The sequence below is a fragment of the Streptomyces sp. NPDC104096 genome, assembly GCF_055584385.1.
In genome coordinates this window covers 62,082-85,006 of record NZ_JBVJMD010000008.1, presented here as the reverse complement: position 1 = coordinate 85,006, position 22,925 = coordinate 62,082, and the positions used below count along the sequence as shown (strand labels likewise).

Annotated in this window: 23 protein-coding genes and 2 pseudogenes; 16 read left to right on the top strand and 9 right to left on the bottom strand. The window is 71.0% G+C overall.

What is annotated here, in order from left to right; genetic code table 11:
• The first annotated feature begins 31 nt into the window (after positions 1-31).
• On the top strand, positions 32-712 hold the full coding sequence (locus ACZ60B_RS11715; protein WP_469385835.1) for a 2OG-Fe dioxygenase family protein: 681 nt from the start codon (positions 32-34) through the stop codon (positions 710-712).
• A gap of 98 nt (positions 713-810) precedes the next feature.
• Here ACZ60B_RS11715 and ACZ60B_RS11710 read toward each other — a convergent pair whose 3' ends face one another.
• Positions 811-1,011 (bottom strand): hypothetical protein, encoded by a 201-nt coding sequence (locus tag ACZ60B_RS11710; RefSeq protein WP_469385834.1) that lies wholly within the window; start codon positions 1,009-1,011, stop codon positions 811-813.
• A 336-nt stretch (positions 1,012-1,347) separates the two neighbouring features.
• On the opposite strand from ACZ60B_RS11710, the gene ACZ60B_RS11705 reads away from it, so the two are divergent.
• The 4 genes from ACZ60B_RS11705 to ACZ60B_RS11690 all read left to right on the top strand — a co-directional run bounded on the left by ACZ60B_RS11705 (position 1,348) and on the right by ACZ60B_RS11690 (position 5,093).
• A complete protein-coding gene (locus ACZ60B_RS11705; RefSeq protein ID WP_469385833.1) occupies positions 1,348-1,521 on the top strand; it encodes a lysine biosynthesis protein LysW in 174 nt (57 codons plus the stop codon).
• Between the two features lie 111 nt (positions 1,522-1,632).
• Positions 1,633-2,520: a [LysW]-aminoadipate kinase gene (locus tag ACZ60B_RS11700; RefSeq protein ID WP_469385832.1), complete on the top strand. Its 888-nt coding sequence runs from the start codon at positions 1,633-1,635 to the stop codon at positions 2,518-2,520.
• Between the two features lie 6 nt (positions 2,521-2,526).
• Positions 2,527-3,798, top strand: a complete 1,272-nt coding sequence (locus tag ACZ60B_RS11695) for an ATP-grasp domain-containing protein (protein WP_469385831.1) — start codon at positions 2,527-2,529, stop codon at positions 3,796-3,798.
• Positions 3,795-5,093, top strand: a complete 1,299-nt coding sequence (locus tag ACZ60B_RS11690) for an MFS transporter (protein ID WP_469385830.1) — start codon at positions 3,795-3,797, stop codon at positions 5,091-5,093. The genes ACZ60B_RS11695 and ACZ60B_RS11690 overlap by 4 nt, the downstream gene beginning before the upstream one ends.
• Positions 5,094-5,330: 237 nt before the next feature.
• On the opposite strand, the gene ACZ60B_RS11685 is transcribed toward ACZ60B_RS11690, so the two are convergent.
• Positions 5,331-6,089 (bottom strand): SDR family NAD(P)-dependent oxidoreductase, encoded by a 759-nt coding sequence (locus ACZ60B_RS11685; RefSeq protein ID WP_469385829.1) that lies wholly within the window; start codon positions 6,087-6,089, stop codon positions 5,331-5,333.
• Positions 6,090-6,142: 53 nt separating this feature from the next.
• On the bottom strand, positions 6,143-7,345 hold the full coding sequence (rocD, locus tag ACZ60B_RS11680; RefSeq protein WP_469385828.1) for an ornithine--oxo-acid transaminase: 1,203 nt from the start codon (positions 7,343-7,345) through the stop codon (positions 6,143-6,145).
• Positions 7,346-7,717: 372 nt separating this feature from the next.
• Here rocD and ACZ60B_RS11675 point away from each other — a divergent pair, with 372 nt between their 5' ends.
• From ACZ60B_RS11675 to ACZ60B_RS11660, 4 genes are read left to right on the top strand one after another with little or no spacing between them, the layout of a single operon-like run.
• On the top strand, positions 7,718-8,584 hold the full coding sequence (locus ACZ60B_RS11675) for a diiron oxygenase (protein WP_469385827.1): 867 nt from the start codon (positions 7,718-7,720) through the stop codon (positions 8,582-8,584).
• 11 nt (positions 8,585-8,595) lie between these two features.
• Positions 8,596-9,420 (top strand): aminoacyl--tRNA ligase-related protein, encoded by an 825-nt coding sequence (locus ACZ60B_RS11670; RefSeq protein WP_469385826.1) that lies wholly within the window; start codon positions 8,596-8,598, stop codon positions 9,418-9,420.
• Between the two features lie 12 nt (positions 9,421-9,432).
• On the top strand, positions 9,433-9,663 hold the full coding sequence (locus ACZ60B_RS11665) for an acyl carrier protein (protein WP_469385825.1): 231 nt from the start codon (positions 9,433-9,435) through the stop codon (positions 9,661-9,663).
• Positions 9,664-9,698: 35 nt separating this feature from the next.
• Positions 9,699-10,451: a 4'-phosphopantetheinyl transferase family protein gene (locus tag ACZ60B_RS11660; protein WP_469385824.1), complete on the top strand. Its 753-nt coding sequence runs from the start codon at positions 9,699-9,701 to the stop codon at positions 10,449-10,451.
• A 151-nt stretch (positions 10,452-10,602) separates the two neighbouring features.
• On the opposite strand, the gene ACZ60B_RS11655 is transcribed toward ACZ60B_RS11660, so the two are convergent.
• Complete coding sequence (locus ACZ60B_RS11655; RefSeq protein WP_469385823.1) at positions 10,603-11,388, bottom strand: SAM-dependent methyltransferase; 786 nt, start codon at positions 11,386-11,388, stop codon at positions 10,603-10,605.
• A 347-nt stretch (positions 11,389-11,735) separates the two neighbouring features.
• Here ACZ60B_RS11655 and ACZ60B_RS11650 point away from each other — a divergent pair, with 347 nt between their 5' ends.
• The 7 genes and pseudogenes from ACZ60B_RS11650 to ACZ60B_RS11620 all read left to right on the top strand — a co-directional run bounded on the left by ACZ60B_RS11650 (position 11,736) and on the right by ACZ60B_RS11620 (position 17,040).
• Positions 11,736-12,635, top strand: a complete 900-nt coding sequence (locus ACZ60B_RS11650; protein ID WP_469385822.1) for an alpha/beta hydrolase — start codon at positions 11,736-11,738, stop codon at positions 12,633-12,635.
• Positions 12,625-12,831: pseudogene (locus ACZ60B_RS11645) on the top strand (NAD(P)-binding protein); the annotation flags it as partial. The gene ACZ60B_RS11650 and the pseudogene ACZ60B_RS11645, both read left to right, overlap by 11 nt.
• A 232-nt stretch (positions 12,832-13,063) precedes the next feature.
• Entirely contained in the window at positions 13,064-13,921 is an 858-nt protein-coding gene (locus tag ACZ60B_RS11640) for a fatty acid desaturase (RefSeq protein WP_469385821.1), read from the top strand.
• Between the two features lie 91 nt (positions 13,922-14,012).
• Complete coding sequence (locus tag ACZ60B_RS11635) at positions 14,013-14,486, top strand: cobalamin-dependent protein (protein ID WP_469385820.1); 474 nt, start codon at positions 14,013-14,015, stop codon at positions 14,484-14,486.
• Complete coding sequence (locus ACZ60B_RS11630) at positions 14,483-15,952, top strand: methylaspartate mutase (protein ID WP_469385819.1); 1,470 nt, start codon at positions 14,483-14,485, stop codon at positions 15,950-15,952. The genes ACZ60B_RS11635 and ACZ60B_RS11630 overlap by 4 nt, the downstream gene beginning before the upstream one ends.
• A pseudogene (locus ACZ60B_RS11625) lies at positions 15,855-16,610 on the top strand (zinc-binding dehydrogenase); the annotation flags it as partial. The gene ACZ60B_RS11630 and the pseudogene ACZ60B_RS11625, both read left to right, overlap by 98 nt.
• Positions 16,611-16,674: 64 nt before the next feature.
• A complete protein-coding gene (locus ACZ60B_RS11620) occupies positions 16,675-17,040 on the top strand; it encodes a hypothetical protein (RefSeq protein WP_469385818.1) in 366 nt (121 codons plus the stop codon).
• Positions 17,041-17,137: 97 nt separating this feature from the next.
• Here ACZ60B_RS11620 and ACZ60B_RS11615 read toward each other — a convergent pair whose 3' ends face one another.
• Genes ACZ60B_RS11615 through ACZ60B_RS11595 form a run of 5 tightly spaced genes read right to left on the bottom strand, consistent with a single transcriptional unit; the run spans position 17,138 to position 22,895 of the window.
• Positions 17,138-18,463: an aminotransferase-like domain-containing protein gene (locus tag ACZ60B_RS11615; RefSeq protein ID WP_469385817.1), complete on the bottom strand. Its 1,326-nt coding sequence runs from the start codon at positions 18,461-18,463 to the stop codon at positions 17,138-17,140.
• Positions 18,464-18,489: 26 nt separating this feature from the next.
• Entirely contained in the window at positions 18,490-19,776 is a 1,287-nt protein-coding gene (locus ACZ60B_RS11610; protein WP_469385816.1) for an ATP-grasp domain-containing protein, read from the bottom strand.
• Positions 19,777-19,807: 31 nt separating this feature from the next.
• On the bottom strand, positions 19,808-20,764 hold the full coding sequence (locus ACZ60B_RS11605) for a transketolase family protein (protein WP_469385815.1): 957 nt from the start codon (positions 20,762-20,764) through the stop codon (positions 19,808-19,810).
• The gene (locus tag ACZ60B_RS11600) at positions 20,761-21,603 is read right to left on the bottom strand and encodes a transketolase (protein ID WP_469385814.1); all 843 of its coding nucleotides are present in this window, start codon (positions 21,601-21,603) and stop codon (positions 20,761-20,763) included. The genes ACZ60B_RS11605 and ACZ60B_RS11600 overlap by 4 nt, the downstream gene beginning before the upstream one ends.
• A complete protein-coding gene (locus ACZ60B_RS11595; RefSeq protein ID WP_469385813.1) occupies positions 21,600-22,895 on the bottom strand; it encodes a DegT/DnrJ/EryC1/StrS family aminotransferase in 1,296 nt (431 codons plus the stop codon). The genes ACZ60B_RS11600 and ACZ60B_RS11595 overlap by 4 nt, the downstream gene beginning before the upstream one ends.
• Positions 22,896-22,925: the final 30 nt, after the last annotated feature.

Below are 22,925 nucleotides of genomic sequence, written 5' to 3'. Positions count from 1 at the left end.
CGCCCCCGACCGAACGGAGGAGACCGAGACAATGGACGGGCTGAGGTTCACGCTCGGCAATGCGCGTGACGACCTGCTGCGGGACACCGACGACTGGGACAAGTTCAGCCGGTTCTGGGAGGACCTGCCGCTGGACCCGTACATGGGAGACGGCGGCACTTATCGTCGCCGTAAGCACTCCGTGATCTCGTACACCGCGGCCGACGGCACCGTCGCCTCGGTCGACCAGGACGGTTTCCTCCAGAGCAAGGAGATCAACCGTCTGAACGGCGGCATCGTCCGGCGCTTCGAACCGACCGACCAGGCGCTGCTGGACACCTCCGTGCTCCGGCGGTTGCTGGCCCATTTCACCGCCCGCATCGCGGAGAGCGCGCCCGCCGGTGAACCGGTGCCCGCGGTGCGCCGGATCAACATCCATCAGCACCGCATCGTCGCCACCGCGAACGAAGCCGGCAATCCGACCCCGGAGGGGATCCACCGGGACGGTGTCGAGCACATCGTCATGATGCTGATCGCGCGCGAGGACGTCGCCGGCGGTGTCAGCACGCTCTACGACAACGCCGGGTCGCCGGTACTGACCCACACCCTGAACGACCCCGGGGACTACATATTCCTGGACGACCGCACGGGGATGCATTCCGTGTCCCCGGTCCGGGTGGCCCCGGCGGCCGCGCAGGGGTACCGCGACATGTTCTTCCTGGAGTTCTGCTGACGGGCACGACCCGCTGGGCCGGGTGCACCCGGCCGACGTCCGACCGCCTCCCGGCCCTGGTCACCGGCCAGGAGGCGGAGCGGGGCGCCGGCCGTCGCTCACCGGGCCGTCGAGGCGGCCGCCCGGGCTCCGTCCGCGTAGCGGGACAGCACGACCTGGGCGTCCTCGCCCCGGAGAGCCGACAGCAGCTCGGACACCTGCTCCTGGCCGCGCACGACCTTGACGGTGCGGCACTGGCGGGTGATCAGGACGGCTCCCTCGTGGAGCTGCTGGTAGCCGAAGAGGCGTGCGGTACGCATGGTTCTCCGATCGATGAGGGCCGGGGTCATCGGCTCGGACGGCCGTCGCCGGCCGTCCTGCCGTACGGAAAAAAGCTACGCGCGGACCGGTCCCGCGCGCGTCCGCGGCAAATTCAATGGCGGCGGCGCACCGCGTTGATTCGGCGCCCTTTCGGCTACGAATCCCGTTTGCCGGGGTAAGCGATGCGCTCAGCCGCGAGGAGGCAGGGTCACCGTGATGCGTACCCGCGAATGCGTTCACCGGGGACGCACCTGACGCCGGCCCGACCGTACCGTCTTCTCCGACGTGACAGAACGGCGGTCCGCCCCGGAAAAGCGATGGAAAGGAATCACCGTATGCCCACCATGCAGGCCTGTCCCGAATGCGAGGACGAGGTGCAGATCAGCCAGTCGGCGCGGCTCAACGAGATCATCGACTGCGCGGGCTGTCGCAGCGAACTGGAGATCGTGGCGCTCGCTCCGACGGTGCTCGCCCGCGCGCCCGAGGTCGAGGAGGACTGGGGAGAGTAGCGGTCGCGAGCAGCCACGCGCGAGTCGGCGGGGCCCGACCACGGCCCGCGTAGCGACGGTCGGCCCGCCCCGCCCCTTGCCCCATCCGACTCCCGGTGAACTGGAGACACTGTGACCGACAGACCGCTCATGGTCATCAAGTGCGGCGGCAATCCGTCCGTCGACGCCGCGGGCATCTGCGCCGACGTCGCCAGGCTCGCCGGCGAAGGAAACTCGATCCTCCTGGTGCACGGCGGCTCCGGGGAGATCGCACGACTGGCCGGGAGACTGGGTGTCCCGCAGCGCACCCTCGTCGCCCCGGACCAGGTGTCCACCCGGTACACCGACCCGGCGACACTGGAGGTGGTCGTCCTCGCGCTGGCCGGCGGGGTCAAACCGAAGATCGTCGCGGAGCTGACCGGGCTCGGAGTGCCCGCGGTCGGTCTCACCGGCCTGGACGGCGGCATGCTGCGCGCCCGCCGCAAGGCCGTCGTGCGCTCCGTCGTGGACGGCCGCACGACCCTGGTCCGGGACAATCTCAGCGGCCGGCTCGGCGAGGTGCGTACCGAACTCGCCGAGTCCCTGCTGCGCTCCGGCTTCGTGCCGGTGGTCTCACCGCCCGCGATCGACGAGCACGGTCAGCCGGTGAACGTCGACGCCGACCGGGTCGCCGCCGCGCTCGCGGCGGCACTCGGCGCGGAGCGGCTGGTGCTGCTGACCGGCGCACCGGGAGTGCTCGCCGACCCTTCCGACGAGACGAGCGTGCTGAGCAGCTACGAGGTACCCGCGTCCGGCGCGCCCGGCCGGGGCATCGGCGGCGGCATGGCGCTCAAGCTCGTCGCGGCGCGGGAGGCGCTGGCCGGCGGAGTGCCGTCGGTCCGCATCGCGGACGGTCGGGTGCCGGACCCGGTCGGCCGAGCCCTGGCCGGATCCGGCACCGCCGTGACCATGAGTCCGCGAACCGGTCGACGGCTCGACCGAACCCTTCCGCCCGTGGTGTCCACCTCCCAGGGAAAGTAGTTGACGATGCCTAGCAGTTCCTCGGCGCCCACCAAGCGGGTCGCGTTCGTCGACGCGTACGCGATGGGACGCCTCCTTCTGCCGGTCATGAACCGGCTCGGCATAGAGTGCGTGCACGTCGAGTCGCCGCACCCCGACGTCCATCTGGTCCGGCTGCCCTTCCCCGAGGGCTTCGTGGCCAGGGTGCGGCACGACGGTGATGTCGCGGCCACCGCCGCCGCGTTGCGCGAGCTCGGGGTCGAACGGGTGATCTCCTCCGGGGAGTCGGGCGTCGAGCTGACCGACCGGCTCGCCGCCGAACTCGGCATGCCCGGCAACGGGATGAACCGGCCGACGTCCCGCCGCAACAAGTACGACATGGTCCTGGCCCTGCGCGACGCGGGTGTCGAGTCCGCGGCCACGATCGTCTCGGCCGACGCCGAAGAGATCGTCGAGTGGGCCGAGGAGACGGCGGGTTATCCGGTCGTCCTGAAGCCGGTCGCCAGCTGCGGCACCGACAACGTGGTGGCGTGCTCGTCCGCGGACCAGGTCCGGGCCGTCCACGAAAAGATCATGACCACTCCGGACCGGACCGGCCTGCCCAACACGACCGTCCTCGCGCAGGAGTTCCTGGACGGGGACGAGTACTTCGTCAACGCGGTCAGCCGCGACGGCGGGCACCACACCGTCGAGATCTGGCGTTACCACAAGACGCGACTGCCCGGCGGCAACATCATCTACGACTACAACGAGCCGCTGTCGCCGGACGATCCGCAGGCCGAGCAGGTCGAGGCCTACGCGCACCAGGTGCTCGACGCCCTGGAGGTGCGCAACTGGGCCAGTCACACCGAGGTCATGATGACCGCCCGGGGACCGGTGCTCGTCGAGTGTGCCGCCCGCTTCGGCGGGGGGCAGGTTCCGGAGATCGCCAGTCGCTGTCTGGGCACCAACCAGATCGAGCTCGTGGGCCTGTCCGTCGTGGACCCCGAGGCGTTCGACCGACTGCCCACCACCGCCTACCAGTTGCTGGAACGTCTGCGGTACGTGCATCTCGTCAACCCCAACGATCACGGTGTGGCCCCGTCCGACGAGGCGATGGCCGCCATCCGCGCGCTCCCGTCCTACGTCCACGCCGTCACGACGCGTGCGGCCGGGGAGCCGCTGCCTCGCACGGTCGACGTCGCGACCCAGCCGGGGTACGTGATCCTCATCTCCGAGGATCCGGAGCAGCTCGACGCGGACTACCGCAGGCTCCGGGAGATCGAACGCGACCACCTCTACGCCGACTCGGCGTCGTGAGTACGCAGACGGCGGACCGGGCGCGCGGCGGCGAGCCACGATTCCGTGACACTCTGCGCGGTCTGCCCCGCCGGGTCTGGATCATCGGTCTCGGCAACCTGATCCTCCAGGCCGGCAGTTTCCTGCCGGTGTTCATCGTGCTCTACGTGACCCAGCACGGTCATTCCGCCGGGGCCGCGGGGCTCGTGCTGGGCGCGTCCGGTCTGGGCCGGGTCCTCGGCAACGTCATCGGCGGCCATCTCACCGACACCATCGGCCGGCGCTGGGCCATCCTGCTGTCCGTCGTGGCCACCGCCGGGCTGACGGCGTCCGTGCCGTTCCTCGGACCGCTGCCGACGATCATCACCGTGGTCGGACTCATCGGCCTGGTGTCGCAGATCTACCGGCCGGCCATGGCGGCGGTGCTGATCGACTCCGTATCGTCCGCCCGGCAACGGCTCGCCGCCTTCGGCGTGCTCCGGTTCGCCCAGAACATCGGCTCCACCCTGGGCGGTGTGCTCGGCGGCGTGCTGGCGAGCATCTCCTATGCGGGGCTCTTCCTGGTGGAGGCCGGCGCGCTCCTGCTGTTCGGCGTGATCGTGGCCGTGCTGCTGCGCGACGCGCCGCAGCCGCGGTCCGATTCCGGTACCGCGGAGACACGGGCGGACCCGGCGGTCGGCTACCGGCAGGTGCTCACCGACCGCGTCCTGGTGCGGTTCCTGCTGATGACCGTGTTCTCCATGTTCGCCTACATCCAGACCGCCGTCGGCCTGCCCCTGCATGTCGCCGACGTGGGGCTGAGCGCGCGTGACTTCGGTCTTCTCATGGGGCTCAACGGTCTGCTGGTGGTGCTGCTGGAGCTGCCCATCACCAGTGTGATCTCGCGGTACCGGCCGGAGCACGTCCTAGCCGTCGCCAACCTGCTCACGTGCGGCGGTCTCGCGCTGTCCGGGTTCACCGCCGGGATGGCCCTGCTGGCGGCGACGGTGGTGGTCTGGACGTTCGGCGAGATGGCGTACTCCTCCGTCGTCCAGGCCCACCTGGCGAGTCTGACCCCGCCGGGGATGGTGGGGCGTTACCAGGGGCTGTACGGCGCCGCGTACGCGCTCGGCACGGGCGCCGGGCCGGTCGTCGGGGCCGCCGTGTACGCGATGGGCCCGTGGATGCTGTGGGCCGTGGTCGGTGTGCTGGGGGTGGTGTGCGCCCAGCTCAGTCTGGGGCTGCGCGGCCCGGACGCCGTGGCCAAAGAACCGGTTTCCGGGCCCGGCGAACCGGTTTCCGGGCCCGGCGGCGCACCACCCGGAGTCATCGCCTGACGGAGGATCCGCGCCCTCGGCCGGGGTCGGTCTGCCGACCCCGGCTCCGTCCTGCCCGGAACACCGGGGCGCGCGGTACAGGCGCCGCACGCCTTCCGGCCGCCGCCGTGGATCCGTGGTTCGTGGTTCGTGGTTCGTGGTTCGTGGTTTCGTGGTTCCACGAGAACGCCGCGGGCCGCCGGGGAGAACCCCGGCGGCCCGCGGCGGCGTGTTCCGGTCCGGCCCGCCGGCCTACGCCTACGCCTGAGCCCTGGGCCGCAGCCGCAGCCCGTGCATGCCGTTGTCCACGGCGAGCACGGTGCCCACCGAGGCGCTCGACGACGGGCTCGCCAGGTAGGCGATCGCGCCCGCCACCTCGTCGGCGGTCACCAGGCGTCCCGTGGGCTGGAACGCGTCGAGCGCGGCCCGGGCGGCCGCCGGGTCCGCCGCCCGCTCCAGGGACCTGCCGATCCAGGGGGTGTCCGCGGAGCCGGGCGCGACGCAGTTGACCCGGATGCCCTCGCGGACGTGGTCGGCCGCCATGGCCAGGGTCAGCGCGTACACCGCCCCCTTGCTGGTCGAGTACAGCGCCCGCTGCTCCACCCCGGCCCACGCCACGATCGAGCAGGTGTTGACGATCGCCGCGGCGGGTGAGCGGCGCAGGTGCGGTATCGCGTGCCGGGCGACCCTGACCATCCCGACCACGTTGACGTCCAGTACGCGCGACCACTCGTCGTCGCCGTTCGCGGTGACGTCCCCGACGGCGCCGATCCCGGCGTTGTTCACCACGACGTCCAGTCTGCCGAACCGCTCGACGACGGCGTCGACGGCGGCCTTGACCTGGACGTCGTCGGTGACGTCGACCTGGACGCCCATGATGCCGTCCGGGAGCCCCTCGGGCTTCAGGTCGAGCGCGGCGACCCGGGCTCCCCTGTCGCTGAGCAGATTCGCCGTGGCCAGACCGATTCCCGACGCACCGCCGGTGACGATCGCGACCAGTCCCGCGAAATCACTCATGAATTCTCTCCAGTCCACTCGAAGGTCACGTCGGCCCGCCGAGGCGGTCCGGTTCAGGCCAGCACGTCGGCGATCATGTCGACGCCGAGGTCGATCTCCTCATGGGTGACGACCAGCGGCGGCGCCACCCGGAGGTGTCCCTTGGCCTCCTTGCACAGCAGGCCGCGCTCGGCCAGCGCCTCGGTCACCCGGCGTCCGGCCACCCGCTCCTCGCTGAGCTGCACACCGGCCCACAGACCACGCCCACGGACCTCGGTCACGCCGTCCAGCTCGCGCAGGCGGGAGTGCAGGTGCGCGCCGAGTTCGCGGGAGCGCTCCTGGAACTCGCCGGTGGCCAGCAGCCGTACGGTGGCGCGGCCGACCGCGCACGCCAGCGGGTTGCCGCCGAAGGTCGAGCCGTGGTCCCCGGGCGTGATCACGCCGAGGACGTCGGCGCGGCCGATGACGGCGGACAGCGGCAGGAGGCCGCCGCTCAGGCTCTTGCCCAGGGTGGTCATGTCCGCCCGGACGCCCTCGTGGTCCAGCGCCAGGGTCGTGCCGGCCCGGGCCAGGCCGCACTGGACCTCGTCGGCGACGAACAACGTGTCGGTCTCGTCGCAGAGTTCACGGACCTCGGCGAGATATCCCTTCGGCGGGACGACCACGCCGGCCTCGCCCTGGATCGGCTCCAGCAGGACCGCCGCCGTGTTCTCGGTGATCGCCGAACGCAGCGCCTCGATGTCGCCGAACGGCACCACCTTGAAGCCGGGCGTGAACGGGCCGAAACCGGCCTGGTGGTTCGGGTGCGTGGAGAACGAGACGATGGTCGTGGTCCGGCCGTGGAAGTTCGCGCCCGCGACGATGATCTCGGCGGCTCCGTCCGGCACTCCCTTGACCTGGTAGGCCCACTTCCTGGCGATCTTCACCGCCGTGTCGACGGCCTCACCGCCGGAGTTGGAGGGCAGGACCATCTCGGTGCCCGTCAGCTCGGCCAGTTCACGGCAGAACGGCCCGTACTGATCGTGGTGGAACGCCCGGGTGCTCAGCGTCAGCCGGTCGAGCTGCGCCTTCGCCGCGGCGATGAGGTCGGGGTGCTGGTGGCCGAAGTTGACCGCGGAGTACCCCCCGTGGAAATCGAGATAGCGCCGGCCTTCCAGATCGTTCACCCAGGCGCCCTCCCCGTGGGTGAGCACCACGGGGAACGGCACGTAGTCATGAGCGCCCCAGCGCGCGGCGAGGTCCATGTGGTCCTGGGCGGAGAGAACGTCCACAGTCATGGCGATACTCCTTTTGCCGGCTCCCTTACGGGACCGTATTCGTCGAAAATCTGTGCCACATAGGGAAACTACGAACCCTCCCGCCACGCACGCGTCCGCGACAAACGCACCGCGACTGCACGCTCCGATTACTCACGTCGACTCCGCGGTGTCCGGCGGAACGACCGGCCGTGTCAGGAGCGAGCTCTTTCCGGTCGCGGTAAGCGAGGTGTTGAGCCGCAGGAGAGCGAAGTCAGCCCGACGTGTCCCCGCGACTGAGATCGTCGCGGACGCACACGGTGCCGACACGGTCGTACGGTCCTTCTCGGCGCGGCAGACCGGTCGTGTCGGCCCATCAACCAATGGTCCTGTTACGGAGGGCACGTGTCAGCGGTGTCGACGATCGAATGGACGGAAGAATTCGCCCGGGCTGTACGCAGACTCATCGACGTCTCCGTCGACGACTACTACAACCCGTACCGGACCTTCGAGTGGCCCGAATCCATCACGCCGGAAGGCCTGTGGATGAGCCGGGAGCTGTTGTCCGTCCACGGCACCGCCGCGGAGCAGGAGCTCAGCCCCGAACAGCTCGTGGAGCTCTCGCGCTGGGAGAGCGTCAACCTCTACAGCCTGATCGCCCACGGGATCAGGGAGCTGCTCATCGAGGTGATGCGCCGCATCCACACGCCCGGTTACGAGATCCCCACGCCTTACTTCCACCACTTCATCGGCGAAGAGAACGAACACATGTGGTTCTTCGCCGAATTCTGTCTCCGTTATGCCGGCCGTATCTATCCGGACCGGCGGATGGTGTTCCCGACGGATGAGCGCGCGCCGGAGATGAACAACTTCATCGTCTTCAGCCAGATCCTCATCTTCGAGCAGATCGGCGACTACTTCAACGCCCACATGGCGGCCGACGAGAAACTCCCGGACACGGTGCGGGCGGTCAACCGGATCCACCACCGCGACGAGTCCCGGCACATCGCCTTCGGCGGCAAGCTCGTGAAGGCGCTCTTCGAGGAGGTCCGCCGGACCCACTCCGCCGAGGAGATCGAAGAGGTCGGCCATTATCTGCGCGGCTACATCGACCTGATCATCCAGATGCTGTACAGCCGCGACGCCTACCAGGACGCCGGTATCGCGAATCCCACGAAATTCCGCGCCGCCGTCATGGCCGATCCGGCGAGGGCGCCGATCAACGCTCGCATCATCGAGCGAACCAACAACTTCTACCGGCGCATCGGCCTGTTCCACTGACGGGAGTTCTCATGCCGACGTTTGTCGCACCTGGAATCGCGGTCCTCGAATCCGAGGAGGCCGCCCTGTTCGACGCTCTCGAGGCCCGCTTCCAGGACATCGCCCGCGCGCTGGGGGCCCGGCCGGTGGCCGGCCCGGCGCTGCTCCCCGAGGAGGACCTGGCACGCCTCGACTTCTTCCGCAACTTCCCCCACCTCGCGCTGCCCGTGACCACGCTCACGGAGCGGGCCCGTGAGGAACTGGCGCGCGGCGAGGCCACGACGCCGTCCCCCGAGCACCCCCCTGTCCCGACCGGTTGCTGTCTGCCCACGGCGACCTGCTACGGCCTGCTGGTGTCGCGGCAGCGGCGGGACATCGAGACCCCTGAGGTCATCACGGCGATCGGCCGCTGCTTCAGGAACGAGGAGCACTACGACGGTCTGCGCCGGTTGCGCGCCTTCCATATGCGCGAGGCGCTCTACATCGGCAGCCAGGAAGGTGTGCTGGACCATCTGGGCCGGGCCACCGAACTCGTCCTGGGCCTGGCCGACCGGCTCGGGATCAAGTTGCGCAAGGAGCCCGCGACCGATCCGTTCTACCTCGGTGACGGCGCGCGGTCGGTCCTCAACCAGCTGGACCCGGTGAAGTTCGAGTTCGTGTCCGACGACGGGACCGCCATCGCGTCGGTCAACCGCCACCGCAACTTCTTCGGCGAGCGCCTGGGCATCTCCTTCGGGGACGGACCCGCCTACAGCGGGTGTCTGGCGTTCGGTGTGGAGCGCTGGGTCCATGCGCTCCTCCAGATGCACGGCGACGCCCGGCGGGCGCTCGTCGCAGTCAACGAATCGGCCATCTAGGAAGGTGTGAACATGGAGGAAATCATCAGCTGGATCCGGTCCAAGAACCCGGATCTGGACGCGGAGATCACCGGCGACACCGATCTCATCGAGTCCCGGCTCATCGCGTCGGTCTCGTTCCTGGAATTCATCGGTCTTCTGGAGGAGCTCACCGGCAGGCAGATCGACGTCACCTCGTTGAGCGTGGCCGACTTCCGCACCATCGACCGGATCAACGAGAACTTCTTCGCGCCGGTGGCCTGAACCACCGGCCCGGACGAGAGGAACGGAGGAGCGTCGTGAACGGTGTGCCGCAGGGGCCGGCCGGTGCGCTCCTCGGCGTGACCGACGTCCGGTACATCGACGTCGGCCAGGTGCCCCGGTCGCTCGCCGTGCTCCTGGACGGGCGCGACCGGGCCCGCCGTCGGCGGATCCTGCGCGCGGTGGACCGCGATCGCGCGCTCGCCGCCTGGGTGCTGGCGCGACTCGTGCTCGGCGAGCGGCTGGACCGGGATCCGGCGGCCCTGCGCTTCGACCGGACCTGCGCCCACTGCGGTGACCCGGGACACGGGAAACCGGTCGTCGAGTCCGCCGGCCCGGGTCTGGACTTCTCGCTCTCGCACGCCGGGGGGCTCGCCGTGGTCGCCGTCTCGGACCGTACCGTCGGCCTCGACATCGAGGACGCCACGGCCGGGGTGCGGCCCCTGGACGCGGCGCTGACGGAGCGGGAACGCGCGGTCTGCTCGGACTACGCCGACTTCGCGCGGCTGTGGACGCGCAAGGAGGCCGTGCTCAAGGCCGCCGGCAAGGGCCTCGAGATCCATCCGGGGCGCATCGAGGTTCTCGGCTCCACGCCGCGTGCGCTGCCCGCGGAACTCGGCCGCCCGCAGGACTGCACGCTCCACGACCTCCCGCTGCCCGCCCCCTACGTGGGGGCGCTCGCGGTGCTCGGACCCGATTCCGCTCCCCGCGTCCGCAGCGGCGCGGAACTCGTCGAAGCCGCGGCGGTGTCGTTCTCGTCGTCGCTCCCGAACAGCCGGATCCACGGATAACCGTCCGCCGGCGAATTCATCGCGTGGTTCCACGAAAGCGAAAGCACCAGACGAAAGCACCAGGCGAAAGCACCGGACGAAAGCGCCACGGGCCGCAGGGAGAATTCCCTGCGGCCCGCGGTCGTGTGCCTGCTTCAGGTCCCCCCCGAGCTCAGATCTTGCGGGCGACCCCGCCGTAGAGGGCGGATTCGGAACGGGATCCGGCGACCTCCTCGGTGGGGTGCCATTCGGAGGCCGGCACCACACCGGGCTCGACCGGTTCGAAATCACCGAAGAAACGAGCGACCTGTTCCCGGCTCCGGGGATGCATGTCCTCGAAAGCGCGCTCCAGGGTCTCCTCGTCGTTGCGGTCCCTCCAGGGAATATCGCCCGCGATGTGGGAGACCACGAGATAGCTGCCCCGGGGCAGGGCTTCGCGCAGCGCCGCGGTGATCCGTTCCGGATCCGCGCTCTCCGGCACGAAGTGCAGGACCGCGCCCAGCACACAGGCCACCGGACGGCCGGACCGGATCAGGGCCCGGATCGCCGGCCGGTCCAGCAGCTCGTCGGGGTTCTGGATGTCACCCAGTACGAAGTCCGCCCCCTTCCGGCCTGCGATGAGCTCGCGCGTGCGCCGCCCGACCTCGGGATCGACGTCGCAGTAGACGACGGAACCCGAAGGGCACTCCCCCAGCGCGATCTCATGCGTGTTGGGCGACACGGGGAAGCCGGAGCCGATGTCGATGAACTGGTCGACGCCCTGCCCGACCAGCCAGCGCACCGCCCGGGAGAGGAAGGCGCGGTTCGCCTGCATCGTGGTCAGCAGGTCGGGGGCCTGCATACCGATCCAGGCACCGGCCGCCCGGTCGGCCGCGAGACCGTTCGCGCCGCCTATGAAGTAGTCGTAGACCCGTGCGGGGTGCGCGTCCGGGCTTTCCTCAAGGTTTTTGATGGTCATGAGCGGCGAACTTCCCCTCGATTCCGTATGACACTTCGACACTTCGGATGCATGCCGAGGAAAAGCGTGGCACGGCCGGGGGTCATGCCGAAGTAAGCAGGACGCTTAGCCACGGGAAAGAAAGATCAACGCAATGCGCCCGGTGAATGAACTTGTCGCGGACGCGCCTGCCGCCGACGCGATCATAGCGTTCTCACCGGTGCGACTCCCGCACCTTGTCGCGCGCTTTCGGCAACATCGCGCACCTTCGACAGCGAAGAAATGGGGGCGTTTCAATGCCGCTTCATCCCATCGTTGAGGGTATCAGGAACTATCGCCTGGCAACCGGTTTCACCCCGCTCTACACCATGTCCGTGGAAGAGGCCCGAAAAGCGGATGCCGCCACGGAGGCCACGGTCTGGGACTGGATCGAGCCGCCCAAAGAGATATTCGACATGGATATCGCAGGACCGGCCGGTCCGATGACGCTCAGGGTCTACCGCCCGCAGACCGAGAGCGAGGAGCCGCTGCCCGTACTGGTCTATTTCTTCGGCGGCGGTTTCGTCGTCGGCTCCCTGGAGACGTCCGAGGCGTTCTGCCGCGCGCTGTGCAGCATGGTCTCCTGCGTGGTCGTCTCCGTGAGCTACCGGCTGGCGCCCGAGCACCCGTTCCCGGCGGCCGGCGACGACTGCTACGCCGCCGTGAAATGGGTGGCGGAGAACGGCTCCCGGATCGGTGTCGACGGTTCCCGCATCGCCGTCGCGGGGGACAGCAACGGCGGCACCCTGGCCGCGGCGGTCTCCCTGATGGCCAGGGACGAGGACGGGCCGCGGATCAGCGCCCAGGTGCTCGTCTACCCGGCGATGCAGTACGGCTCGGCGACGGACTCCATGCGCGAGAACGTGGATCCGATGTTCTTCAACGGCATCTCGGTGCCGTGGTTCTGGGGCCTCTACCTCGCCGATCCCGCCGACGGCGCCTCGCCCTACGCCTCACCGCTCAACGCGGGCGACCACAGCGGACTGCCCCCCGCACTCATGATCACGGCCGAGTTCTGTCCCCTGCGCGACGAGGGCACGGCCTACGCGCAGGCGCTCGCGCTCGCCCAGGTGCCGGTGGAGCACCACGCGTACGCGGATCTGCCGCACGGCTTCCTGTCCATGGCGGCGGTGCTCGACACCGCCAGGGAGGCGCTGGACGGGATCGTCGGCTTCCTGCGCGGCCGGTTGGGGCTGACCGAAAGGGGAGTCGAGAGCAGTGGCACCTGAGACGCCGGTGACGTCCGGAACCGGCCCGACCGACGTCGACCTCGCCATCGTCGGCGCCGGCCCCACCGGCCTGTACGGCGCGTACTACGCGGGTTTCCGCGGGTTGAGCACCGCGGTCGTCGACGCGCTGCCCGAACCGGGCGGTCAGGTGGCCTCGATGTATCCCGAGAAGCTGCTGTACGACATCGCCGCGCACCCCGCCCTCACGGGCCGCGAGCTCGTCGACAACCTGGTGCGCCAGGCGGCGCCCTTCGAGCCCCGCTACCTGCTCGGCCAGACGGCCACCACCCTGGTGGCGGACGGCCCCCGCTGGATCCTCGGCACCGACCGCGGGGCCGAGATCCGCGCCGGGGCCGTCCTCGTCGCCGCCGGTCTGGGCAAGGTCACCCCGCGCAGGCTGCCCTGCGCGGCCGCGTACGAAGGCCGGGATGGTCTACCACCAGTGCTCGCACCGGAACATGTACCGCAAACGCCGAGTGGACCGGGCCGTCGGCCACGCCGTATCCAGCCTGCTCGTCATCCAGAACTTCCAGCGCTACAGCCGCGAGCACGTCCGCGACCACCACGCGGCGCAGCACATGACGCTCAAGGACCCCACCGTCCAGGCGTTCCTGGTCAGTCTCCGGCTGCACCCTGGCATGACGCGCCGTCAGATGTGGCGCAGGCTGCTGCTGAAGCTCGTCTCGCCGAGGTTCCACTTCAGCTTCGCGGTGTCCCGCGTCCGCTCCTTCTGGAGCGAGTCGGCCCGCAGCGAGCGGACGTCGGCGCTCGTGCTGTACGGCACGGCCGTCACCGCCACCGTCCTCACCGGCACCTGGCAGACCCTGCTCGTCGTCTGGTTCGTGCCGCTGTTCCCGCTGTTCCAGATCAGCAACACCCTGCGGCTGTGCGTCAAGCACACCTTTCCCGTCCCGGGCGTCGAGACCCGGCACGGCCGCGCGTACTTCTCCAGCCTGACCAACGCCGTCTTCATCGGTGACGCGCTGCCCTCCCCGGAACTGCCCCTCGGCCGCCGCGCCGTCGCCTGGACCCGCTGGACGCTCCGCCTCGTCCTGCTGCACGCCCCGTCGCGCTATCTGGTCCTGACCGGCGACACCGTCGTGCACGACTTCCACCACCGCCACCCGGCCGCCCCCAGTGGGCGGACCACCTCTTCGCCCGTCAGCAGGACATCGACGCCGGACACGAGGGCTGGCCGCCCTACCACGAGGTCTGGGGGCTGGTCCCGGCGATCTCCCACGTCCTCGACTCGCTGTCGGCCGCCGACGCCGAGGAGTTCGACGTGAACCGGCTGAGGGCGGTCAGCAAGCGCGAACTGTTCGCGGCCTTCGACGACTGACGACCGACGTGTGCGACCCGAACGATGAGGAACCCCTGATGCCTTCGGTACCGAACCAGCTCAGCCAATCGCCGGCCACCCGCAAGGTCATCCTCGGCGTGGCGGCCAGCGACAGCCACGCCGTGGCCAACCACCTGATCGCCTTCTTCCTGCGCGGCCTCGGCTTCGACGTCGTCAACCTCGGCACCTGCACCCCGGTCGAGGAGTTCGCCGAGGCGTGCGCCCGCCACCCCGAGGCCGAGGCCGTCATCATCGGCAGCCTCAACGGCCATGTCCACGAGGACCTGCGCGGGCTCGACCGGGCCAAGCAGTCCGGTCTGATCACCCGTCCCGTGATCGTCGGCGGCAACCTGTCGGTCGGCAGTCACAAGGACGGCTCCGCGCACGACCGCCTCTACGCCGCCGGCGTCGACCACATCCTGGGCGACCCGTCCGAACTGCCCGCCCTGCTCGACGCGTTGCGGGTCGAGCGCGAGCGCGCGGCGGTGACCCTGGGTCTGGCGGCGTCATGAGCCCGACCTCGCTCCCGGGGCGCGGCACGGCACCTCGCCCCGGCACGACGGCGGGGCCGCTGCCGACGCCGGCCGAGTCCGCCGCGTACATCGCCTCGCTCGGCAAGCCCACCGCCGCCGAGGTGCTCGGCCGGTGCCGCGCGCAGGGCAGGGTGGCGATCCAGCCGCGCTGCGGCGTCGGCGGCCACGAGGAGATGAAGGCCCTCCTCGCCACCCTGGAGGCCGAGGTCGCGCCCGACGTCCTGACCCTCACCATCGACTCGCACACCCGGCTGCTGCGGTTCGAGGAGGCGCTGCGCACCCTCGACCTCCGTCCCGCCGACCTCAACGGCTACCCGATGGTGGCCCACGGCTGGCGGCGCGGCCGCGAGCTCAACGAGACGGTCGCGGCGCCGCTGGAGATCCGGCACGGCTCCCCGGACGCCCGTGTCCTGTTCGACGTGTCCGTGGCCTCCGGCATCACCTCCTTCGAGGGCGGCGGGATCTCGTACAACCTGCCGTACTCGAAGGCGGTGCCGCTCGCCGAGTCCCTGGGCGCCTGGCGGGACGTGGACCGGCGGTGCGGGGAGCTCGCCGAGCACGGTGTGGTCATCGACCGTGAGCTGTTCGGCACGCTCACCGCCGTGCTGGTGCCGCCCTCCGTCAGCCTCGCCGTCAGCGTCCTGGAGGCGGTGCTCGCCGCCCGCTCCGGTGTCCGCTGCATCTCCGTCGCGTACCCGCAGGGCGGCCATCTCGCCCAGGACGTCGCGGCCCTGCGGAGCATCCGCGTGCTGGCCGAGCGCTACCTCCCCGCCGGGATCACCGTCCACGCGGTGCTGCACGAGTTCATGGGCGTCTTCCCCCGGGAGCGCGGCAACGCGGAGGACCTGATCCTCTACGGTGCGCTGGTCGCCCGGCTCGGCGGCGCCTCCAAGCTCATCACGAAGACCTACCAGGAGGCGTACGGGATCCCCGACACGGCCGCGAACGTGGCGGGACTGCGGCTCGCCGACCGCGCCAACTCGCCGCTCCTCGACTTCGTCACCGTCGACGAGGACCAGGTGAGCCGGGAGACGGAGTGGATCCTCGCCGAGGTCGCCGACCTCGTCGAGCCGCTCCTTGAGCAGGCCGACCTGATCGGGGCGATCGTCGAGGCGTTCGCGCAGGGCCGCCTCGACATCCCCTTCAGCGCCAGCCGGTACGCCCGCTCCGACCTCATCCCGCGGCGCGACCGCTCCGGCGCCATCCGCTATCTGTCGACGGGCGCGCTGCCGTTCTCGCCGGCCCATGTGCGCCGCAACACCGAGCTCCTGCACGAGGTCGACGGCCCGGATCCCGGCCTGGACGCGCTGACGCGGGGCCTGACCGACGACATCAACCACTTCCGCCATGTGTTCCGCGAGCAGGAGCCGCCCGTCGTCGCGCCCCGCTCCGCCCCCACGCCCGTCTTCGCCCCGCACACCCGCCGAACCGAGGAACCGATCTGATGCGAGCCGTCCACGTCACCGAGGCCGGTGCCCCCGCCGCCCTCACCCCCACGGAACTCCCCGAACCGGCCGCCCTGCCCGGCCGGGTCGTCGTCCGCAACGCCGCCGTCGGCCTCAACTTCATCGACGTCCACCACCGCAACGGCACCTACCCGGCCCCGTACCCGCTCGTCCCGGCCAGGAGGCCGCCGGCGTCGTCACCGCCGTCGGCGAGGGCGTCGACGACGTCGCCCCGGGCGACCGCGTGGCCTACGCGACCCAACTGGGCGCCTACGCCGAGTACACCGCCGTCCCCGCGGCCAAGCTGGTCCCCGTCCCCGAGGCGGTGACCCTCGACGACGCGGCCGCCGTGCTGCTCCAGGGCCTGGCCGCGCACTACCTCAGCCGCACCACCCACCCGGTGGCGCCCGGCGAGACCGTCGTCGTCCTGGCCGCCGCCGGCGGTCTGGGCCGGCTCCTCGTGCAGCTGGCCGCGCACCGCGGCGCGACCGTCGTCGCCGTCGCGTCCAGCAAGGAGAAGCGGGAGACCGCCCTGGCGGCCGGCGCCCACCACGCCGTCCCCTACGAGGGGTTCGCCGAGGCCGTGCGCGACCTCACCGGCGGCGAGGGCGCGCACGTGGTCTACGACTCGGTCGGCGCGGCCACCTTCGGGACCAGCGTCGAGGCGCTGCGCCGGCGCGGCACCCTCGTCGTCTGCGGCCTGTCCAGCGGCCCCGTGCGGCATGGGCGACTGGGTGGACGCCTGCCACGGGCAGGCGCGCTACGCCGCGAGCCGGATCGCGGCCGTCGACGGCCTGGAGCTGGTGGCGGACCCCCTGCTCACCACGGTCGTCTTCGGCTGTGCCGCCGAGGACGGGACCCCGGCGGCGGACGAGAGCGCCTTGAACGCGGCGGTGCGCCGCGGGCTGATGGCGGACGGGCGCGCCCTGCTCGCCCGGACGAACGTCGCGGGAGCGGACGGCACGCCGCGGGTCCGGCTGAAGCTGGTCTTCCTCAATCCGACGACGACCGAGGACGACATCGACGCCCTGCTCTCGGACGTCTCGGCCATGGCCCGCGAGCTCGCCGGGCAGGCGGCGAAGCGCTAGGGCTCCTGCTCGCGGTCCACGCACGAAGAAGCCCCGCAGGTCGACGACCTGCGGGGCTTCTGTCCCGGGTGGGGCGCCGGAGCCCGCCCTCGCACGGTCAGGCCGTACGGTCGCGGACGAGGGCGGCGAGCCGCGCGAGACCCTCCTCGATCCGTTCGGGGGTGAGCACGCTGAAGGAGAGCCGGATCTGGTGCGTACCTCCGCCGTCCGGATAGAAGTAGCGCATCGGGGTCCACAGCACCCCGAACCGGCTCGCCGAGTACTCCAGCATCTCGGCGTCGGCCTCGAAGGGCAGGGTGACCACCGCGAACATGCCCCCGCCCGGGATGTTCCAGGTCGTCCGGGGACGCGAGCCGTCCTGCGGAGCGGGGAAGTGCTTGTCCAGGCCGGCCAGGACCGCGGCCAGGTTGCGCCGGTAGATCTCCGTCTCACGCTGGGTGGCCCTGGTCATGCTGCACTCGTTCGCCAGCAGCTTCCCGCCGATCACGGCCTGGGAGACGGTCGACGTGTTCAGCGTCAGCATGCTCTTGAGCTTGGCGAGCTGGTCGGCCAGCAGCGGACCCTCACCGGGACCGGCGCCCTCGACCACCTGGTCGGCGACCACGTAGCCCACGCGGGCGCCCGGGAAGGCCGTCTTGGCGAAGGAGCCCACGTACACGACGCGTCGTGCGGTGTCCAGGGACTTGAGCGAGGGCAGGCGTCGGCCGTCGGCGTTGAACAGGGAGTAGGGGTTGTCCTCGATGACGAGGATGTTCTCCCGCTCCGCCACCTCCAGGAGCCGCCGGCGATCGGCGAGGCTCATGCTGAGCCCGCTGGGGTTGGCGAAGTCGGGCACCACGTAGCAGGCGCGCGGGTTCAGTCCGCGCTGCCGGGCCCGGCCTATCCGGACCACCAGGTCGTCGACGTCGATGCCGCCGGTGCCCTCCGCGACGGGCAGGACCGGCATGTCCATCAGGCGGGCCGCCCCGAGGAAGCCCACGTAGGTCGGCGCCGGAGCCAGGATCACGTCCTCGCCGCCCGTGCGCAGGGCGCGCAGCAGCAGGATCATCGCCTCCTGGCAGCCGGTGGTCACCACGACGGACTCGGGGACGGCGCTCACCCCTTCGTCGACGGCCAGGTGGCGCACCAGGAGGTCCGTGAGCAGCCCCTTGGTGTGTCCGTACTGGAAGAGCGCCGTCCGTACCTGGTCGGGGTCGAGGCCGCGCTCCACTTCGAGGTACTTGCGGAACCGCTCCAGGTAGTCGTGGATCTGCAACGGGTCGTAGAACTCCTCGTAGGGCCGTCCGGCCGAGAAGGACACCGCCTCCGGGAACCGCCCCGCGGTCTCGTTGAGGAGCGTCATGGAGCTCAGCACCGGGTCGGACAGGGAGCCGTGCAGATCCTCCAGTTGCAACGTTGCGCCACCGGCGTCGCCTGTGATCATGGATTCACCTTTCCGTGTGGTGCGGGTCAGACGTGCGAGGTCCTCAGGGGAGCCGTTTCCAGGGCGTACGAGGCGGCCAACCGCCGTATGTCGCGCTCGACCTCGGCCGTGCTCGCGCCGGAGAACGCGAACTTGCCGGCGGTGGGGAAGACGCTGATGTCGCCGTTGAGCGTCTGGCCGATGCCGGGGATGTCGGACAGCACCACCGAGTCCGGGCAGGTGTCCAGGCCCCGGATCCGCCTGACCACGCAGGGCTCGCTCTCCGGCAGCGCGGAGTAGAGCCAGCCGGAGGCGCCGACGCCCTCGTGGTCGAGGATGCCGGTGCCGGCCTCGATCTCGGAGGGCAGGCCCATGCAGGCGAGGACGGACTCGCGGACCAGGTCCACGCCGTAGACCGCACGGATGGAGTCGCTGATGTAGGCGCCGCCGAAGCGGTTGCCGACCTCCAGGAAGACCAGCTCGTCGTCGGGGGTGAGGAACAGCTCCAGATGGAAGGTGCTGGTGTGCAGCCGCAGCGACTTCAGCACGAGTGCGGTGAAGTCGGTGATCCGGGCCAGCGTCGAGGCGTCGTCGAAGGTGACGCCCGACAGATGCTGCCCCTCGTTCTGGAAGTCGAGGCAGTCGCCGATGTACCGGGAGGCGCTGATGAAGCGGATCTCGCCGTCCCGTACCACTCCGTCGACATGGCACACCTCGCCCTCGACGAACTCCTCGACCTCGTGGTCGTCGGGGATGCCGTGGGCCCGGGCATGGGCGAGGAACTCCGCTCCGTCACGGAAGACCGAGATGCCGAAACTGCCGGCCTGCCGCTGCGGCTTGAGGACGAGCGGGCCCGGCACCGCGTCCGCGATCTCCTCCAGGTCGGCGTACGGGGTGCTCGCGTCGACCGCCCAGAACGCGGGGACGCGGATGCCGCCGCCGCGCACGGCCTCCTTCATCCGGACCTTGTCACGGCAGAGCAGCGCCGTCCCGGTGTCGACCCCCGGCACCCCGAAGTGGTCGCGCAGTCGCGCCGCGGGCAGCGTGACGTGTTCGTACATGGCGACGACGGCGGTCGGCGGGCCGAGTTCCGCGGCGAACTCCTCGACCAGGCGGATCATCTGGTCGAGGACCTGGTCGTAGGTGTCGAACTCCAGGGTGTGGGGCACGTCGAGGACGCCGATGCGGGCGAACCGCTGTCGCGCGGAGTGCGACATGCGCTCGGCGACATGCCGGTGCACCAGCAGGGACGCCCGATGTCCGCCGAACTCGATCGAGTCGATGTGCTGCTCGGCGAAGCCGATATGGACTACATGGCTGCGCGTGGTGTCCACGGCACTTGCCTCCTTCGAGGGGTCCCAGGTGTCACGAGTGGGAGGTGATCAGGTCGGTGCGGTCGCGGTCGAGGGCGGCACGGACCGTCCGCACCACCCGCTCCGCGGTGAGGCCGTAGTGGTCGACGAGGTGTTCCTGGTTGCCGACCGTGTCGACGAACCGGTCCGGCATGCCGAGTCTCAGCACTCTCCTGGGCAGCGACTCCGCCAGGGCCTCGGCCGCCGCGCCACCGAGACCGCCGCCGCGCCAGTGCTCCTCCAGCGTCACCACGAGCGAGGCCGGCCGGGCCGCGGCCAGCAGCGTCCGCGTGTCGAACGGGCGCAGGGTGTGCATGTTCAGCACGGTCGCCTCGACGCCCTGTCCGGCCAGCAGGTCCGCCGCGGCGAGGCAGGCGAGCACGGGGTACGGGCCGCAGCTCGCGAGCACCACGTCACCGCCCTGCCGCAGCGTCTGCGCCGTCCCGATGACCGGCGGCGGTGCCGCGGGCAGGTCCGGCGTGGGCTTGCGGCCGAGCCGGACGTAGAGCGGTCCGGGCAGCTCCAGGCTCTGTTCGACGAACGCCTCCGTGGCGGCGGCGTCGGCGGGCACCACCACGGTCATCCCGGGCAGCGCCCGCATCACGGCGAGGTCCTCCAGCGCCTGGTGCGTGGGGCCGAGGTGGCCCGCGGCGAGTCCGCCGTGGGTGGCCATGATGCGGACCGGCAACCGGTTGTAGGCGATGTCGATCTTGATCGGTTCCAGGGCCCGGGACGTGGCGAAGGCGGCCATCGTGTTGACGAACGGGATCCGCCCGCAGGCCGCCATCCCGGCGGCGATGCCCATCAGGTTGTGCTCGGCGATGCCGAGGTTGAGGTACTGCTCGCCGGCCGCCTCGGCGTACTCGGCGCCGAAGAGACCGGTGTCGGAGTCCAGACACATCAGCTCGGGATGCCGGCGCAGCAGCGGCAGCAGTCTGTCCCGGTACGCCTCCCGGGTCGCGCGGCTCATCGGGCGGCCTCGCCGTCCCGCAGGGCGCGGACCGCCCGCGCGTGGTTGCGCGGCGACAGGGTGACGTAGTGGCTGGCACTGCGGCCGGCCAGGAACGGCAGCCCGTGGCCCTTGACCGTACGGGCGATCAGCACGCTCGGCCTGCCCGGTTCCCACGGCGCGGCGCCCAGTTCCTCCGCGAGCCGGTCCGGGTCGTGGCCGTCCACCTCGCGCACCGCCCAGCCGAAACTGCGCCAGCGGTCGGCCAGCGGTTCCATCGGCGCGATGCCGTCGGTGGAGCCGGTGAGCTGGAGTCCGTTGCGGTCCACCACGGCGACCAGCCGGTCGAGGCGCAGCGACGCGGCCGCGATGGCCGCCTCCCACACCGAGCCCTCCTGGAGTTCGCCGTCGCCGAGCAGGACGAAGGTGCGCGCGTCGCGCCCGGCGTACCGGGCGGCCAGCGCGAACCCGCAGCCCAGCGCGAGTCCGTGGCCGAGCGATCCGGTCGGCAGCTCCACTCCGGGCACCGCGCGCACCGGGTGGCCCATCAGTCTGCTGCCGGGGCGGCCGTATCCGGCGAGTTCCTCGACCGGGAAGTAGCCCCGTTCGGCCAGGGTCGCGTAGAGACCGACGGCGGCGTGGCCCTTGCTGAGCAGGAAGCGGTCGCGATCGGGGTCGTCCGGCCGCAGCGGGTCCACGTCCATCACCGAGAAGTACAGCGCGGCGAGCACGTCGGCACAGGAGAAGGCGCCGCCGAGGTGGCCGCCCTCGGGCCCCGCGCACATGTCGACGACATGCGCGCGGATCCGGGCGGCGACCGTGTCCAGGGCGTCCCGTTCCAGGACCGGGGTGACGGTCATGAGGCGGCCTTCGCGAGCGTGGCCACCATGTCCTTGTCCGCCCACACCTTCTCGAAGGCGTCCGCGTACATGCCGAGCAGTTCGCCCGCGCCGGGGTGGAGATGACGCTTCTGGATGGTCAGGGAGTCGGCGATGACCGCGCGGGTCACCGGGTAGCCGGCGCCGGCGACCGTGCCTCGGGCCCCGGTCACGGACCACGGGTAGCCCGAACCGAAGCCGACGCGGTCCACGAACACCTTCTGGTCGGGCAGCGGCATGAGCTGGTACTGCGACACCGGTACGCCCTCGGCGCGCAGCAGCCGCCGCAGGGCCGAGCGCAGCGCCTCCGGCCGCACCCCGTCCAGGCCGAACGCGGCCGGGTCGAACCGGAACCGCAGGATGTGCCAGGCGTGGGTGGTGTCCGGCAGCGCGGTCGGCACCTGGAGGCCGGGCAGCCGCGCGAGCCGCGCGAGGAACTCGGTGACGTTGTGCTGCCGCGCGCGCTCGTAGCCGTCGTACCGGGCGAGCTGCGCGTTGGTGAACGCGGCCTGGAGGGCGTTCATCTTGTAGTTCCAGCCCAGGCCGTAGGACACGTAGTCGCGCTCGCGGCCGGCCTCGATCACCTCGCCGAACTGCCTGCCGCAGCGCATCGCCTCGGCCAGTTCGGCGTCGCGGGTCACCAGCAGGCCGCCCTCGCCGCAGGTCGGTATGTTCTTGCTGACCTGGAGGCTGAAGGCGCCCGCGTCGCCGATGCCGCCGACCGGGCGCCCGCGGTGGGTGGCCCCGGGCGCCTGGGCGGCGTCCTCGACCACGGCGAGGCCGTACTTGCGCGCGATCGCGGTGATCCGGTCCATGTCGGCGGGCGCGCCGTGCAGGTGCACGGGGATGATCGCCTTGGTCCGGGGGGTGATCCGGCGCTCCACGTCGTCCGGGTCGATGTTGAAGGTGACCGGGTCGATGTCGGCGAAGACCGGGACGGCCATCTGGTGCACCGGCGCGAGGCCGGTCGCGATGAAGCTGAGCGCGGGCACGATCACCTCGTCCCCCGGTCCGACGTCGAGCGCGGCCAGGGCCAGGGCGAGGGCCGCGGTGCCGTTGGACACCGCGACGCAGTGCTCGAAACCGAACCGGCGGGCCCAGTTCTCCTCCAGGTCGGACACCGGGTTCCCACCGTCGGTGTCGGACACCAGCCGTGCGCCGTCGAGGGCGTCGAGGACGGCCTTGCGGTCCTCCTCCTCGACCAACGGCCACTGCACTCGGCGCCGGTCCCTCGGCACGGCCGCCGTGCCGCCGAACGCTGCCAGCTTGCTCATCACTCTCCACTCCACAGGGCCACGGTGGTC